The organism is Leptospira hartskeerlii (assembly GCF_002811475.1).
GTDB lineage: Bacteria > Spirochaetota > Leptospiria > Leptospirales > Leptospiraceae > Leptospira_B > Leptospira_B hartskeerlii.
In genome coordinates, this window is sequence record NZ_NPDL01000002.1 from 143,152 (window position 1) to 159,389 (window position 16,238).

Genomic DNA, 16,238 nt, shown 5'->3' on the forward strand with positions numbered 1-16,238 from the left:
CATTGTTCTCAAAACCGTTCCTTCTCCAGCCCAGGACCGTAAAAGAAACGGGAAATCGTAAAACGGTCCTGGACGAACCCTACACACTTTTCCCGGATAGAGATGCCTTATTACTTAAGGATTTTCCAGTCCGGGTAAGTGTAGGAGATCCTCTCTTCAAACAATCCTCAGGTTCAGTTCTCTCTCCGGTAAACGGGATCGCTTCATTAGAACATAGCGAAGAAGGATCTAAGATCCGTATCGTTCAAGATGGGAATTTCATAGGTTCCAAACCCTGGATCCCAAAGGCTCTCAAAAAAGAAGAAGTACTCGAACCGATGGACAGACTTGGTTTGGTCAGTCTTGACTTTCCGGAACATTCTCTTTTATCTTATCTAAAATCCAGACAGAAAACATCTTTAATCATCTTAGCTCCATTTACAAGAACGCAAGATGTGGATTATCTTCCCGAGCTAAAAAAGAACTTAGAATGCCATACTCGTTTTCTGGAAGTTTTAAAAACCCTTTTTCCGGAAGCTCAGATCAGAGATTATATTTCCGGCCTAAAATCTCCCGTTAAAAATTACGCATATCCTTGGGGAATTCCGGAATATTTCGTTTCCCAGACTGAAAAAATCCCTTTTTCTAAAATTAAAGAAATTTTATATTTAGGACCAGAAACATTATATAATCTTTATAGAGCTTTATTTGCCGATTTCCCTTTTATAGAAAGAGAGATCGCTCTTTATTTCTTAGGAAAGAACGGTGGACTTAGAAAGGCAGATTCTACTGTTCGTATTCGTAACGGTCAGAGCCTGAAATTTTTATTCGAAGAATACGGTCCTAAATATTCTAACTTCACTCTCAATTCCTTTTACGAAAAGAATCCAGTTCGAGAGATTAAAAAGGGATTCTATTGGGATATCAGGCAGAACTATTCCTTAGTATTTTTGACTAAACATGATTCCGGGAGAAGGGAGTTCCCTTGTGTGGAATGCGGAGAATGTTCTTATAATTGCCCTACCCAAGCAAATCCTATGGCCTTGGTTTCCAGTTTCGGAAATTTTAATTCTTCTCTTTGTATGGAATGTGGGATCTGCACATTCCTTTGTCCTTCTACCATTTCATTAAGAAATAAGATCAGAACTTGGAAGGAGGCGAATCATGGCTTTTAGTTACGTTCTCTCTACCCAAAACGGTTTTTTCAGAAGAAAGGACCTTCTTCTACCTGATATATTATTTGCGATTTTGGCGATTGGCCTTTTGATTTTAGGTTCGGGTGGATCATATTATCCGATTATTCCTGTTGGTTTTGGTCTTTTATTCGGAGCAGGCGCTTACTTTCTCCTTACTGGTGGGAAGTCCTACCCGTTGTATTGGGTGAATCATACATTAAGTTTCGCTCTTCTTCTTCCTAGAGATTCAAGATACGCTTTACATGCGGTTTTTGCTTTAGGGATTGGGCTTGGTCTTTGGTGGGTTTTAGAACAGAGATTTAAGGTCCGTTTTCCTTTGGCTTTATTACAATTTTTGCTTTTTCTAATATTCTACTTTTTGCCTGGAATAGATAGTTGGTCGAGCGAACCTTCTTCCGTGTTTAGAGGATCTTCTTATCCTGATATATATACTCCTGGTTTTTTCACAGAAGGTGCTTTGCCTGGGTTTAGATACTCCGCTTTAGAAGCATGTGGTGGATTTGGAATACTTCTGGCTGTTCCATTATTATTAAGAAGTAGTCTGGCTATTTTATTGCCTCTGGGATTTTCCATCCTTCTTTCCGTTTGGATCCATATCGCCAAAATCCCAGGTTGGGAAACTGTTTCCGGTCCGGTTTGGCTCGGAACTCTCTCCTTCATTTTACTTCTAAATTTGCCGGGAAGAAATACGGGCTCACTTTTGCCTCTTTCTTTTTTGAGTTTGGCTCCTCTCGGGTTGGCAATTTTTTTCCTTCCCCCCGCATTTGTTCCTACATTCCTGTGGGTCTCATCGTTTTTTTTCATTGAATCCATCCTGATTCGTATTTTCCTAGGAGATAGGACAGAGGCATGAACCAGCTCCTCGCTTTACTTAAGCCAGAGACTGTAATTTTTGAAATAGAAGGTTCCTCTAAGGAAGAAGTTATCAATCAACTTCTCCAGAAGGCCGTCGACTCGACGCTAATCGCTAGAGACGACAGGGACCTTGTGTACGAATCTCTCATGGCGAGAGAAAAGTCAATGTCTACGGGTATCGGAAGCGGCGTAGCGATCCCACATTGTTCGGTCAATCTGGTGGACGAACTTAAATGTGTAATGGGTCTTTCTCGAAAGGGCATCGACTTTGACGCAATCGACCATCTTCCCGTTCATATTTTTATTCTTCTGATCGTTCCCAAATCAAAATTCCAAGAACATATCAAAACCCTGGCGCAAATCGCAAAAACCCTCAATGTAAAAGAGGATCGTGAAAAACTGATCCTTTCCAAAAATTTCGAAGAGATCCGGAAAGCTTTCTCCGCGTGAGAGGGTGAGAGTTTGTTAGAAGAAGCGAAACGCTTTTTGATCTTTGCGGTTTTTCTTTCCGCAATTTCAGTATTTTTCTCGCAGCTCAGATCTCTAAATAAGGAATTTTTAGAGGCAGATTCAGGGATCCAAGTCCAGGATTCCGTAGATAAATCGACTAACACCGGTTTTGTGAAAGAATATCTTAAATTTTGGAAAGGTCTGGTCAGTTTCGATCTAGGAGAAACCGAATCAGGGGATCCTGTCCTTTCTCATATTCTTTCCAGATTTTGGCCCACATTACATTTGGCAGGATTCGCCGTTTTAACAGGCACATTCTTTTCTGTTTTTTTAGCATTGGTATCTCTTCTTCCTCGCTTTGGATTTGTGGGAAAAGTTTTCGGATTTATCAGCCAACTCATTTTATCTACCCCTGTATTCGTAGTTTCCGTTTTTCTATTAGTGTTTTTTTTTCTGGTACTTGGCTGGCTTCCTCCGGGAGGCTATGAGCCTGGAAATACTGCGTATGTGATCCTGCCTGGATCGGCGCTTGGCTCGAGAGTATTCGCTAGACTTTTTATTTTTGCCCACCAATTGGCCGGGACAGAAAAAAAATCCGCTTATACAAATGTTCTAAAGACAAGAGGATATTCAGAAAATCGAATATTGTTTCGGCATATTCTACTCAAAGTTTCACCAGTACTTCTCATCTTGATCTTATTGGATTTAAGTTCTTTGCTTTCGGGTGCAATCGTAGTAGAGGAGATCTTCTTCTTTCCTGGGATCGGTAAGTCCATGTATCATGCCATCAGGACTATGGATTCCGCATTACTTTCTGCACTTTTGTTTTATAGCGGGACGGTGTTCTATATTCTTACCAGAGTCTCGGAAAGAGTAAGGGATAATCTTTTGGGTTGGGAGGCAGGTGCCGCATGAAAACTCTAAACCTGCTTCGATATGGCACGATCTCTCTGTATTTAGGTTTAGTAATATTTGGGATTTTATTCAAGTCGGCTCCTACTGAATTAAATTTAAAAGAATCTTTTCTTCCTCCTTCTTTTGATTTTCCATTCGGTAAGGATAGATTAGGAAGAGATGTATTTTCCATGTTTGCTTATGGAAGTTTGGCTACCTTCTTGTTTGCATTTCCTGCAAGAGTTTTGACTTTAGTTGTGGCTTCCTTGATCGGTTTGGCTTCTTATACTAGTCCATTTTTTAAGAAGAATGTATTCTCTCCTTTGTCTTCCGTATTTGTTTCTCTTCCTTCTTTACTTTTGGCTTTGCTTGTTGTTCAAGTGTTCGGAGCCGGACCTGGTCCTTTGTTTTTGGCAATTATACTTGGAGATTGGGCGCAAGCTTACGAAACAGTTCGCGCGAAGATAGACGAGGTAAGCACAAGCGGATATGCATTAGCCGCTTCTTGTTTTGGAGCGAGCAAGTCTTATGTTTTTAGAGCACATCTTCTTCCTCAGGCATTTCAAATATTGAGAGTACTTTTATTTACGGGACTTCCTGCTGTGGTAATGACTCTTGCAATATTCGGATTTTTAGGAATTTCTGCAGGGGGAGAAGTATTCGGACCGGGGCTTGGAGAACAAATTGCGTTTTCTAAAGATTACGCTCAAAATGCTCCTTGGTCGTTGGTGTTTCCTACGCTTGGAATTTTAGGTTTAGTAATGACAGTGGGAGGAAAACGTCCTTGAACTTATTATTCTTCCGAAAGCTGTCTGCGCTTATATTATTAATTTGTTTAGCTCCTTTGTTTGTTGGAACTCCAACATACGGAAATGGGATAGATGAGTATTATCGTCTTCCTGAATATTCTTCTCCTGAAAAGATCCAATTCGAGAAAGAAAGAAAACTTTGTATTTTCCCTCTTAGAAATTTATCAGGAGATACATCTTTAGATTTTTATTCATCCGGATATGCTTCCGTTCTTTATTCGGGTTTAAAATCTTTAGTTCAGATTTATGACGAATCTTTAATCCCTAAATCCATCCAACATTCTTTTGGTCCGAATCCTTCCGAAGTTAGACCGAATTTAAGAGAAGGAGAATGGGATTATGCAGGACTCGAAAAATTAAAGAAGGGAGAACTTTCTTTAAATGTATCAAGGGATCCTAGATATTTAATTTTGAAAGTACAACCTTACGAAACGGAAACTGCTCCCGACGAGGGATTTCTTATTCCAATCTCCAGAAAATACGACTGTTTTTATTCTACTTATGGAGAGTTTGAGAAGAAGGGAGAAGAGATCCGAATTAGTATCCGGATGAGATCATCTAAAGACGGATCTAAAAAAGAATTTTCGCAAAAAACAAGCATTAGGCGTTCTTATCAGGAATTAAACCCTGTTATAGAAGAGATCCGCAAAACACTTTTAGGAAAACATACCAAAGCACTTTCCATAAAAACCGGAAACCAATACGATTCACTCGTATTTTTAGATGGGAATTATATCGGGAAAACGCCCTTAAAAAGAAATGATATTCTTTTCGGGATCCACGATATTCGGATCACTAAAAACGGATACTCAGATTGGGTCGGTCAAATAGATTTAAGAGAATCTCCTAAAGATCTGGATATTGTATTAGAAAAAGATAAAAAAGAAGGTTTTCTTTCGGTGGATTCGGATCCCCAGGGTGCAAAAGTATATTTAGGCTCGGAATATTTGGGTGTCACTCCACTTGTAAAGGTCCCAGTCAAAATAGGCTGGAATAGATTGAGATTCGTTTTAGGCGATCATGTGGATCAATTTAAAGGAGTGGAGATCAAAAAAGGAGAAGTATCCGAGATCAAAGCAAAGCTGAAAGAAGGCGAATCAGTTTCTTATTATAGAAATAAAAAGTATTTATTCTTAGATCATACCTATGATGATTTCGCGATCTATTCCCTTTACGGAAGTTTATTCTTCTACGCTGGATATTATTATTTCAATTTAAGAGCGGATCAAGCTTTGGAAAATGCAAGGCCAATGGTCCAAATCACGAATTTTGTGGCTCTACAGGAATTGCAGCAATCTTCTCCTAATACCCAAACATTCGCGCTTTCCTATTTTTATCAGGAAAGTATCTATAACGACGCCAAAGACAAGTCGGACTATTTCAGATCTATCTCCGGAAGATTTGGAAAACACCAAGGGATCCATGGCGGGCTCATGTTGTACGGGATAGGCACAATGCTGCTTCTATCTGCGACTTTTTATGCTCTAGGACTAGACTCTGAAACCTTGGAAGTGGGAGTTGCCCCTGTCAAAACTATGCCTACATTCGTAAGAGGTATAGAAGGACAGTATGAAACTGAGTCTTACGCAAAATTTAATATGAGATTTTGATGTAAGAATATAATCTAAAACTTCCTAATACTAAGATCCCATCTTCTTGTTCTGAAGGTTTTAGAATTTCTGAAAGTTTTTCAGGAGGGATGCAGTAAGGCTTGTAACCTTCCGGAAGTTTGAATTCCTTAGAATCTAAAAAATACAAATTTGTATTTTGATCTTTTGTATAATGCAAAAGTTTTTCCGCCATAGATTCTCCTTCTTTGTCGGGCAAAAATCCTGCTACGATGGAAAATCTTTTGCCTGGAAATGCAGAAGATAATGATGCAAGTGTAACTCGTATCGCATCCGGATTATGCGCTGGATCAAATACGATCATTGGGGAATTGGATACGATCTCTAATCTGCCAGGTGGACGGGGAAGAGGCTTAGAATTTGTTTGTCCAGTCTTTTCCAAAAAAGGCAGTTTCTTGGAAATAAATTCTTCTAATCTATGTACAATAAACTTAACGTATTCTTGATTATGATCCAAATAGGATCTTCCTTCCGGCAATGCAGGATAAAGATATAATTCTAGATTCTTTTCGAAACAAAACTCTCTTAGTATTTTTAAAAGAGAAGGTTCCGGCTCTAATGCGAATACGATCTTAGTTCTTTCGGAAACTATTCCTAATTTTTCCTTTAAGATGGCTTCTTTGGTATTGCCTAAGACTGCCTTATGATCTTCTCCGATCGCGCAGACAACGACAACATCCGGATCTGCCAGTTTCGTGGCGTCTAATCTTCCTCCTAAACCTGCTTCGTATACCTGGACTGCAATATCTCTTTTTTCGAATAAAACGAAAGATCCTAAAGTAAACCATTCAAACCAAGAAAGGAAAGAAAGTTCTTCTGCATTACTTTGTGAAAATAGTATATTAGAAATTTCTTTTAGATCTTCTTTGTTTATTGGATCAAAATTCGGACTAAGTCTGATCCTTTCTTTTGGATCGAATAGATGCGGAGAAGTATAAAGACCTGTTTTGTATCCTAGATTCGAAAAACTTCCCGCTAAAAAATGAGAGACTGAGCCTTTTCCGTTTGTTCCGACCACTGAGACTCTAAGTCTTTCTTTTTTTCTAGTTCTCCAGCCGTGCGAATCTACAAGATTTCGGAATTGATCCAAAGAATAATCCCCAAATACATTAAAATTCCTGGTTTTCTCTAAATTGGTTAATTTGGATCCGAATTCTAAAAAATCTGGGTTAGACATTTATGATTTTCTAATATTTTCTCAGGTGTATCCGAGAGCTTTTAACAGTCTGGATCTTCCTTTTTCTATCAGATCTGGGATTAAGCTTACGCCGGTGAACAATCTGAATTGTTCGACTGCTTGGTAGAGTAGCATTTCTGTTCCGGGAATGATCTTCGCACCCTTCTTCTTAGCTCCTAAAACTAAAGGAGTTTCTAAAGGATTATAAACTATGTCGAATAATACTTGCCCTTCTTTAAAACAAGACTCTGGGATTGCAGGTCCAGGATCTTTTCCTTTCATTCCGAGGGGAGTTGTGTGAATGATGAGCGAGTATTCCGCAAAATCCTTTTGCACTTCGGTTAGATCTTTAAACTGGATCTTTGCGGAAGAAATATTAGAAAGTAATCCAATCAATTCTTCAGAAGTTTTAGGATTTCTTGCTGTGATCGTAAGATCTTTTACTCCTGCTTCTTTCAATAGGGTGAAAGAAATTCCTCGAGCGCTTCCACCGCTTCCGATCAATAATACTTTTCCGTATAAACTTACCGGAAAAGATTCTTGGATAGATCGGACTGCACCGATCCCGTCCGTATTATGCGCGCTAATCGATCCGTTCTCAAAAACTAAAGTATTACTTGCTTTGACAGCTTGAGAAGTCTCGTCAGTTTTATCCGCGAATTGAAATGCAATTTCCTTATGAGGAATGGTGACTGACAAACCTCTGACTCCGAACTTGGACAAAGAAAGAAGTTCCTTTTTTTCCAAAGTTTCCACTGGAAAAACCAAATAGCCGCAGTCCAGACTCAGGTCTTCATACCATGAGGTGTGCAACATGGGTGATAATGTGTGAGATAGAGGCTGGCCTACGATCCCGAAGTATTTTGAGCTGTCTCGAAAGATTTTCAATTGGTTCCGCTTCTTTTTTACTAAAATTCTCGACTTTATCCGAAAACCCGGAAAACCTGTAATGCAGATGGGAATCCTGGCCTCGCTCAACGATTTTCTCCCTTTACTCGGCACTCAACCCTTTTTAGTTTTAGCTTCTTCTTCGGGTTGGTGGACGACATTCACGGATATACTGTTTGTTCTGTCTATTAGTGGCGGTTTAGCTTGGTATTTTTATTATTATAAAAGAAAGGATCTTTTAGGTGGTTACTGGGTGGCGTTTTTAGTCGCTATTCTGGGATCTCTGATCATTCTTTCTATCTTCCAAGATCTGATCCGAGAAGTGGTGTATTGGTTGATCTCACCAAAGATCGGGATCTATCAGGTTGCAAATGTGAATTTGATCGCGGTTTTGTTGGGCGGATACTCAATGCTCTATATTATGAACCGTATCAATCATAACAAAGAACGCAGAGACTGATTTAACTCGCCGTTCAAGGCGGAGTTTTCACTTTTTCTTCTCTTTTTCCGCCAAAGTCATTTCGAATACTTTGGCGTATTTTAGAAAATTATAATAGAACCCCATGATTGCGAGGATCAGTCCTCTTCTTCCATCCAAAAATCCTAATCTTACAAAATACATCCAAAAGGATTTGTATCCTGCTTCTAATAGGGCTAAGATTAAACCGCTACGTTTTCCTTTTCCGAATTTTTCAGTAGCAGCAAGTTCAGAGTATCTATTGATAAAGCTAACATGATCGAATAGATTTTCATAAGAATAATGGAATACTGGATGTTTTAACTTCTTCCTTTTTCCGGATAATTCTACTGCTTCGTGGACCTTTCCGCCTACAAATTTGCCTTTGGATCTTAAGAATAGTCTGGCCCTATAATTCGGATACCAGCCTCCGTGTCGGATCCATTTTCCCATGTACATCGTAAGTCTTGGGATTATAAATCCATCTTCTTCCGGTTCTCCGTTCTTGAATAAGTTTTTGATCTCTTCTTTTAGGCCTGGAGAAAGTTCTTCGTCCGCATCCAGAGTAAGGATCCAGGGACTCGCAGCTAAAGAGATTACATGATTCTTTTGAGAAACGTAATCGTCAAATTTCCGGAGAACTACTTTGGCTCCCTTTTGTTTTGCGATACTTTCCGTTCTATCCTTGGAACCTGAATCCAATACTATGATCTCGTTTACGAAATCTAGAGAAGATAGACATCTTTCGATATTATCTTCTTCGTTTAATGTGATGATACAGGCTGAGATTGGTAACATCAAGCGCGGGAAAAATCCTGATCTCTTACGGATTTAAAATTAGACGTAAGGGGAACTTCCAATCTGGCGATGGTTACGTCTTTGCGGATGATGATCCTGAAAAAAGAAGGATCGATACCTTCTCCTTTTAGCATGATTAATATAAGTGCGAGTCCCAATCCGGCTCCTTCCGTATTGTCAGCGTTATCTAAATAGAATTGGGCGATGTCTCCGTACTGCATTCCTTTTTCTAATTTTTCGCGGAGGGATTTTTCTTCCTCTATAGTGACTGGTGTATTGTTTGTAACCTCGACCCGAATTCCGTCCATGGAATAATCGAAAGTGATCAGACAGAAATATCCCTTCTTTTTGGATTTGTTTCCGTATTCTTCCGCCATACTTTCGGAGAATAATTGCTTATATTCGGAGACTCCCTTTTTGTACTGGATGGGATTTTCGATATCGTAGCCTTTTTCCTCGAAGTAGATCCTTTTTTGATTTGCCTTGCAGGCGTTGATCGATAATTCTTTTACGATAGTGTAAATCGTTGGAACAAGGGTGGGATAAGTGACCTTATCCAAGATGAGCTCGATCGCCTGTTGGATATGTTCCTCGACCGATCTGGTGATTCGATGGGTCTTTAGAGAGAGGATTCTTCCGTCCTCCACCGTAAGCCGGATATTGTCTGATATATCCCGGATTTCCTGACCCATTAACCTTGAACTTTTCGGAACTCGATTTGTTTGTCAAGAGACTCATTCTAATAGCTTTAAAAAAGGTCCGCTCTAATTCGGTCCGAATTTTGCCAAAATCCTTCCCTTATGTTTTGGGATGCCTTCTTTTTTCATGGAACATTCACGCGGATTCCTGGTCTTGGAGCGGTGCCTATTTGATCCAACCGGAAACCTTGGAATATTCCGGTCCTGTCCAGATCCAGGTGAAAGACGGTTTGGTGGAGAAAATATCTTCTTCTACTGCGTCAAAGGAACCTCTGTTCATTTTACCCGGATTTTGTGATTCTCATGTAACCTTAGGGGCAAATTCTCTAGGAGGTTGGAAGGATCGTACCGAATTGGAATCCGATCTGAAACAATTTTTGCTACATGGATTCACACATATCCAAAGCATTGCAGATCCTCCTTGGGCCTCTGAACTTTCCGAGATCAGAAAGAAAAATTCTCAATACCCTAGGATCTCAGTTCTTCCTCCCGTTTTACTTGCAGAGTCCAAAGAAATTTCTGCATCCAAATCTTCCGGTTATAAAATCCTAAAATCACCTGAAGAAGCGATGGCTTCTCTCTCCGGCAAAAGAGGAAAGATCCATTTATTCTTAAGGCATAACGAAGGAGAAACTTTCGAAGTAGATGGAAAACTTCTTTATCGAATGAGAAGTGAAGCGGAGAAGAATGGACTGGAATTATCTGTTTCCACTTTCGGAGAAGAATTTGCAAATTGGGAAGCGTTGTCTTCCGAAACGAAGGTGCTGTATCATCCTATTCCGGAAACTTCTTCTATTCGTCCTGTTGCTCATAATTTGGTGAAACAGATTTGGGCTCCTCTTTTCGGGATCTATTTTACTAGAAAAGGAATAGGAACTTCTTCTTTTGCAGAAGAATGGGAAAAATGGACCCAATGGAGTCCGACTTTCAAAGAGAGAGCGCTGTCTAAAGAAGTGCTATCTACTTTGCCTGCACTTTCCGAATCGGAAAGAGAAGAAGCGGAGAAAGAATACGATTCCTATCTTGCTTTCTTGAGGGCCCGCAAGAATCTGACCTTAAGGATCTTACTCGGTTCGGGCGCGGGTCACCAACTACAGTTCCCTGGAATTTCCGGCTGGAAGGAACTGAGAATTTTATCCGAACTTCTGGGACCCAAAGAAGCATTGAGAGCGGCAACTGAAACCACCTGCCAATATTTGGGGGCGGCTCATGAGGGGAAGATCCGAGTAGGAAAACCGGCTCATCTTTTGATTTTTAGGGAAGACCCTCTCCAAAATTGGGATAAACTAAAAACATTAAGAACGGTCGTGACGGAGAGAGTGAAAACCGAGATCTCTTCTCCTGAAAAAAAGAAAACAGAGAGGCGGAGACGATGAAAGAAGATCAAAAAGAACTGTTTCAAAAATTACTGGACGAAAGTTTCAGAAAGAAAGCGGCCTTAGAGCCTGGAGCAAAAGTTTCTGCGTTAGTCACTAGTTCTAAATCGGATTACGTTTTTATAAAGATCCAAGGAGCAGGTCTCTCCGGGATTATCGCCGCTGACGAATTCGCGGAAGCTCCCCCTAAACAGGGAGAAACTATCGAGGCATATTTCTTACAGGAATCTTCCGGAGACCAATATTTTACCACATGTTTGAATGGAGATACGATCTCCAAAGATATGGTATCTGTAGCTCATACTGCTGAGATCCCGGTCCTAGGTCATATCGTAGGCGAGAATGATGCCGGCGTAGAAGTCAAGTTAGGCGAACAAACGGGTTTCTGTCCATTCTCCCAATTGGATCCTGAGTTGAAAAAACAGAATAATGGGGTAGGCAAAAGGGTCCGTTTCCTCATTTCAGAAGTTGGAAATAAAGGAAAGATCATCGTTTCCCAAAAGAAAATCGCGGATAAGGAAAGAGAGGCCAAAATTTCCGTTCTGAAAGGCGAATTGAAGCCCGGGATGTTTGTTACCTGCAAGGTCAAATCCGTTCATAATTTCGGACTAATCGTGGAGGCAGACGGGCTGACTGCACTTGTTCCGGCTTCCGAGGCTACTTTCAAAAAGGGCGCGGATCTTTCTAAAGATTTTCATCCTGGACAAGTTCTAAGAGCAAAAGTTTTAAAATTAGATTGGGAAGAAGAAAAACACAGCTTTACTGTTAAGGATTTTCTTAAAGATCCTTGGGCCCAAAATGTTCCGTTCAAAGAAGGTGATTTGGTTACCGGAACCGTGGAAAGTGTAAAACCTTTCGGAGTATTCGTAAAATTGAATGAACAATTCTCCGGACTCGTTCCAAACAGAGAGACTGGATTACAAAATCGTACACCAGCTGCTCAACATTTCAAGATGGGAGACATGGTTTCCGCTTTTGTAACAGAAGTGAATATAGGCAAAAGACAGATCTCTCTTTCTCTTGTGAAAGCAAAAGAAGTTCAGGAAAGATTGGATTACAGCGGATATCTTTCCGAGGAAACTTCATCCACTGGATCTTTTGGTGCTATTCTTGCGAAATCCTTAAACAAGGGACAGAAAAAAGGATAAATGGCTCTCCGGATCGCATTGTATCGACCGGAGATACCTCCCAATACGGGAAATATCGCCCGACTATGCGTCGCTTTAGGAGCGGAGTTGCATATCGTAGGAGAACCTGCCTTCGAGTTGTCTGAAAAAGCAGCAAGAAGAGCAGGGCTAGATTATTGGGATAAACTAAAATTGACCCTTCATTCCGGTTGGGAAGCTTTTTCAAAGACCTTAGACACTGATTCTAAGTTATATTTAATATCCACGAAAGGAGAAGTCTCTTATACAACTCCGAAGTACGGGAAGAATGACGTATTTTTATTCGGAAATGAAACATCAGGATTGCCTCAGGAAATTTTTCAATCAGAGATCCCTAATGGGATCCTTAGAATTCCGATGGAAGAAGATTGTAGATGTTTAAATTTGAGTAACGCAGTCGCGGTAATCGCATACGAAGCATTGCGCCAAATTCGTCGTTGGTGATTCGGAAACTGTCTTCCGAAAAAAATCGGATTTACACCCCTCGAAAAAATCAGTCCTATGGAAAAATATGGGAATGTCCTTTTCCCTAGGAGAGATAGAAGCCCGAATTCGGGAACTCCTAGCAAACGGTTTAACAGGTAATTCCCAGGATTTCCATGCGTGGATCCGTATGGACACTCTTCGTAAATTCAGGGAAGAGCCTTCCTTCTCACCCGATTGGGTTCCAAAAGTTCTAGACGAGCTTGTTGCTTCCGGAGAAGCAGCTAAAAGTAAATTAGATCCGAGAGAATATACTCTCTCAGCAGAATCCTCTCTCCGCAAAAAAACTTCCAAGAACGAAGAGTACCTTCTTCTTGGCCGCACCGAATTCCAGCCTATGCAATACGTAAGAAGCAGGATGGAATCTTTCCTGAGAGCCAACGGAATAGACGAGGACATGATCGTGGATCTAACCATTGGTTCCATCGAAGCAGTTGAGAATGCAGTCAAATATGGGGACGGTGGCAACGTAGAAGTCGCCTATACAATCGAAAAAAGCGGAATTTTTAAGATCCGACTGGTGAACAATCTGAGAGAATTGAATATCGAAGAAGATATAGAAAGAGGAAAATTTTCTTCCACTGCCACTCTTATGAGAGGGATGATGGTTATGCAAAAATTATTCGATAAAATGGATCTCGAAATCTTAGAGGATAAAAGACAGGCCTTATTTATGGCCGAAAAAATCCTTCCGAAGTAAATTCTTCCTTTTTTTACGTTTTACACTTCTTCGATTTTCGGGTCTTTCTTTCTAAGAGTATGTCTTCGATTTTTAAAATTCATTCCAACTACAAAGCCGCCGGGGACCAAGTCCAGGCCATAGAAAAAATAGGCCAAGCCTTTAAAAGGGGAGAAGATAAGGTCACCTTAGTAGGTGTGACCGGCTCCGGAAAAACATTCACTATGGCCCAGGTGATCGCGAATATGGGACTCCCTACCTTGGTTTTGTCGCATAACAAGACTTTGGCGGCACAGTTATTCCGCGAGTTTAAGGAGTTTTTCCCGGAGAATGCAGTGGAATACTTCGTTTCTTATTACGATTATTACCAACCAGAGGCTTACGTACCTTCTTCGGATACGTTTATAGAAAAAGATATGTCAATGAACGAGGAGATAGACAAGCTCAGATTGCGAGCTACTTCTTCTTTACTGGAAAGAGACGATGTTGTGATCGTAAGTTCAGTCTCTTGTATTTATGGTTTAGGATCTCCGGAAGAATATGTGAACTCAGTTGTCGCATTGCAAAAAGGAGACATCATTGATAGAGATCAGGTCATTCGCAAACTTCTTCATATACAATACAATCGTAATGATACCGATTTCTCTCGTGGGAATTTCAGAGTAAGAGGAGACTCTATCGAAGTTTATCCTGCGTATCATACGGATGCTTTTCGGATCGAATTTTTTGGGGACGAGGTGGATTCAATTTCCAGAATACATCCGGTTACAGCTCAAGTGATCGCTAAGCAGGAAAAATGTTTTATCTATCCCGCAAAACACTTCATCATGTCCGCTCCTTTAGTAAAGGACGCCGTCAAAAGAATTAAAGATGAGATGGCGGAACAAGAGATCAAGTTCACTAAAGAGAATAAATTTTTAGAAGCACAGCGTATCGTATCTAGAACAAATTACGATATGGAAATGCTCCAAGAGATGGGGTATTGTAACGGGATCGAAAATTATTCTCGTCATCTTACCGGAAGAAAAGAAGGAGAAAGACCTGCTTGTCTCATCGACTATTTCCGCGGGGACTTCTTGCTTATAGTGGACGAGTCTCACGTTACGATTCCTCAGGTGGGGGGAATGTTTGCAGGTGATAAAGCTCGTAAACAAACTCTGGTAGATTTTGGATTCAGATTACCTTCTGCCCTAGACAATCGACCTCTAAACTTTTCTGAATTTGAATCTTTAACTCCTAAAACTCTCTATGTATCTGCGACACCTGCAGAATACGAATTGGAGAAGAGCAAAACAAGAGTAGAACAGATCATTCGTCCTACAGGACTTTTAGATCCGAATGTAGAAGTTCGACCTACCAAAAACCAGGTAGAGGATCTTTTAGTAGAGATCCGAAAAAGAATAGATCTAGGAGAAAGGGTTTTAGTCACCACATTGACCAAAAAGATGGCGGAAGATCTCTCCGATTATTATAAAGAATTAGGACTCAAAGTTTCATATCTGCATTCCGAGATAGAAACCTTAGAAAGAATAGAGATTATTCGAGATCTCAGAAAGGGAATATACGATGTTCTAATCGGGATCAACCTTTTGCGAGAAGGATTGGATATCCCTGAAGTTTCTCTCGTAGCCATTTTGGACGCGGACAAAGAAGGTTTTTTAAGAAATTACAAATCCTTAATACAGACGATTGGTAGGGCCGCAAGGAATATCAACGGAACTGCAGTATTATACGCGGATAAGATGACTGATTCTATGACCAAGGCCATAGAAGAGACCAAAAGAAGAAGAACGATCCAAGAAGAACATAATCTTAAATACAGGATCTCTCCTCAAACGATCAAAAAGGAAATTGCCGATATGATCGAAAGGACCGAAAAAGAATTAGCTCCGGAAGAATATGCGGCAGAAGAGATCAATAAAAAGTTCAGAGAGAAAAACTTCTCTTCTAAAGAAGTTATGAAAGAGAAGATCAGGGAAGAAATGTTAAAAGCAGCCAAGGAACTGGATTTCGAAAGAGCAGCGCTTCTCCGAGACAAAATGCTTACTATCAAAGTGAATCCTACAGAGGAAAAATGAGATTAGACATCACACTTATCACTATACTAGTCACGGGAGCCATAAGCTTTTATACATTGTATATGGATCAAAATCTTTTAGATAAATTGATCCTTAGGCCTTTCAGAGATTCTAAAGAAGGAAACTATTATACTTTAGCCACCAGTGGATTTGTTCACGCGGATTTTTCTCATTTATTCTTTAATATGCTGACACTCTACTTTTTTGGAAGGCATGTGGATATGGTGCTCGGGCCCTTGGGATTTATGGGCCTGTATTTAGCGAGTATCCTAATTTCGAATTTCATTTCTTTCCAGAAAAATAAAGCGGACGCAAATTATGCGAGTCTTGGAGCTTCCGGCGGAACTTCCGGGATCGTATTTGCTTCTATCTTATTCTATCCTTATTCTAAAATTTTCTTTTTCTTTATACCGATCCCGATTCCTGGACCTTTATATGCGATATTGTATTTAGGATATTCTTATTATGCTTCTAAGAATAGGCAGGATGGGATCAATCATGACGCTCACTTTTACGGAGCGCTGACTGGACTCGCAGTTGCAATCTTAGTGCAACCGCTTTCTTTGATTGCGTTTATCCAATATGTGCTGGGTGGGTTTATGTGAGGATTTTTCAATGCGAAAGGGT

General features: G+C 40.3%; 17 protein-coding genes. 13 read left to right on the forward strand and 4 right to left on the reverse strand.

Features of this window, described 5'->3' with window-relative positions; all coding sequences use genetic code 11:
• Positions 1-2: 2 nt before the first annotated feature.
• From CH352_RS03560 to CH352_RS03585, 6 genes are read left to right on the forward strand one after another with little or no spacing between them, the layout of a single operon-like run.
• The gene (locus CH352_RS03560) at positions 3-1,154 is read left to right on the forward strand and encodes a 4Fe-4S dicluster domain-containing protein (protein ID WP_100705622.1); all 1,152 of its coding nucleotides are present in this window, start codon (positions 3-5) and stop codon (positions 1,152-1,154) included.
• Positions 1,144-2,028, forward strand: a complete 885-nt coding sequence (locus tag CH352_RS03565) for a hypothetical protein (RefSeq protein ID WP_100705621.1) — start codon at positions 1,144-1,146, stop codon at positions 2,026-2,028. Before CH352_RS03560 ends, CH352_RS03565 begins: the two co-directional genes overlap by 11 nt.
• Positions 2,025-2,480 (forward strand): PTS sugar transporter subunit IIA, encoded by a 456-nt coding sequence (locus CH352_RS03570; RefSeq protein ID WP_100705620.1) that lies wholly within the window; start codon positions 2,025-2,027, stop codon positions 2,478-2,480. The genes CH352_RS03565 and CH352_RS03570 overlap by 4 nt, the downstream gene beginning before the upstream one ends.
• A gap of 12 nt (positions 2,481-2,492) precedes the next feature.
• Positions 2,493-3,395, forward strand: coding sequence for an ABC transporter permease subunit (locus tag CH352_RS03575; protein ID WP_100705619.1), 903 nt, complete (start codon positions 2,493-2,495; stop codon positions 3,393-3,395).
• On the forward strand, positions 3,392-4,162 hold the full coding sequence (locus tag CH352_RS03580) for an ABC transporter permease subunit (RefSeq protein ID WP_100705618.1): 771 nt from the start codon (positions 3,392-3,394) through the stop codon (positions 4,160-4,162). Before CH352_RS03575 ends, CH352_RS03580 begins: the two co-directional genes overlap by 4 nt.
• Positions 4,159-5,793 carry a PEGA domain-containing protein gene (locus tag CH352_RS03585; RefSeq protein WP_100705617.1) on the forward strand — a complete coding sequence of 545 codons (1,635 nt, stop codon included), beginning with the start codon at positions 4,159-4,161 and terminating at the stop codon, positions 5,791-5,793. Before CH352_RS03580 ends, CH352_RS03585 begins: the two co-directional genes overlap by 4 nt.
• On the opposite strand, the gene CH352_RS03590 is transcribed toward CH352_RS03585, so the two are convergent.
• The gene (locus CH352_RS03590; RefSeq protein ID WP_100705616.1) at positions 5,777-6,988 is read right to left on the reverse strand and encodes a glutamate ligase domain-containing protein; all 1,212 of its coding nucleotides are present in this window, start codon (positions 6,986-6,988) and stop codon (positions 5,777-5,779) included. The genes CH352_RS03585 and CH352_RS03590 overlap by 17 nt on opposite strands.
• 21 nt (positions 6,989-7,009) lie before the next feature.
• Entirely contained in the window at positions 7,010-7,876 is an 867-nt protein-coding gene (gene aroE / locus CH352_RS03595) for a shikimate dehydrogenase (protein ID WP_100705615.1), read from the reverse strand.
• A 67-nt stretch (positions 7,877-7,943) separates the two neighbouring features.
• On the opposite strand from aroE, the gene CH352_RS03600 reads away from it, so the two are divergent.
• On the forward strand, positions 7,944-8,336 hold the full coding sequence (locus tag CH352_RS03600) for a hypothetical protein (RefSeq protein WP_036090145.1): 393 nt from the start codon (positions 7,944-7,946) through the stop codon (positions 8,334-8,336).
• A gap of 27 nt (positions 8,337-8,363) precedes the next feature.
• Here the strand turns inward: CH352_RS03600 and CH352_RS03605 are convergent, their stop codons facing one another.
• Together CH352_RS03605 and CH352_RS03610 are read right to left on the reverse strand one after the other, a co-directional pair.
• The gene (locus CH352_RS03605; RefSeq protein WP_165780145.1) at positions 8,364-9,134 is read right to left on the reverse strand and encodes a glycosyltransferase family 2 protein; all 771 of its coding nucleotides are present in this window, start codon (positions 9,132-9,134) and stop codon (positions 8,364-8,366) included.
• Entirely contained in the window at positions 9,131-9,823 is a 693-nt protein-coding gene (locus CH352_RS03610) for an ATP-binding protein (protein ID WP_100705613.1), read from the reverse strand. Before CH352_RS03610 ends, CH352_RS03605 begins: the two co-directional genes overlap by 4 nt.
• Before the next feature lie 26 nt (positions 9,824-9,849).
• Between CH352_RS03610 and CH352_RS03615 the strand changes: the two genes are divergently transcribed.
• From CH352_RS03615 to CH352_RS03640, 6 genes are all read left to right on the forward strand, one after another.
• On the forward strand, positions 9,850-11,205 hold the full coding sequence (locus CH352_RS03615) for an amidohydrolase family protein (protein WP_100705612.1): 1,356 nt from the start codon (positions 9,850-9,852) through the stop codon (positions 11,203-11,205).
• Positions 11,202-12,353, forward strand: a complete 1,152-nt coding sequence (locus CH352_RS03620; RefSeq protein ID WP_100705611.1) for a S1 RNA-binding domain-containing protein — start codon at positions 11,202-11,204, stop codon at positions 12,351-12,353. Before CH352_RS03615 ends, CH352_RS03620 begins: the two co-directional genes overlap by 4 nt.
• Positions 12,354-12,815 (forward strand): tRNA (cytidine(34)-2'-O)-methyltransferase, encoded by a 462-nt coding sequence (locus CH352_RS03625; RefSeq protein WP_100705610.1) that lies wholly within the window; start codon positions 12,354-12,356, stop codon positions 12,813-12,815.
• A gap of 73 nt (positions 12,816-12,888) precedes the next feature.
• Positions 12,889-13,554: an ATP-binding protein gene (locus tag CH352_RS03630; protein ID WP_100705609.1), complete on the forward strand. Its 666-nt coding sequence runs from the start codon at positions 12,889-12,891 to the stop codon at positions 13,552-13,554.
• Positions 13,555-13,613: 59 nt separating this feature from the next.
• A complete protein-coding gene (gene uvrB / locus CH352_RS03635) occupies positions 13,614-15,611 on the forward strand; it encodes an excinuclease ABC subunit UvrB (RefSeq protein ID WP_100705608.1) in 1,998 nt (665 codons plus the stop codon).
• Positions 15,608-16,216, forward strand: coding sequence for a rhomboid family intramembrane serine protease (locus tag CH352_RS03640; RefSeq protein WP_100705607.1), 609 nt, complete (start codon positions 15,608-15,610; stop codon positions 16,214-16,216). Before uvrB ends, CH352_RS03640 begins: the two co-directional genes overlap by 4 nt.
• Positions 16,217-16,238: the final 22 nt, after the last annotated feature.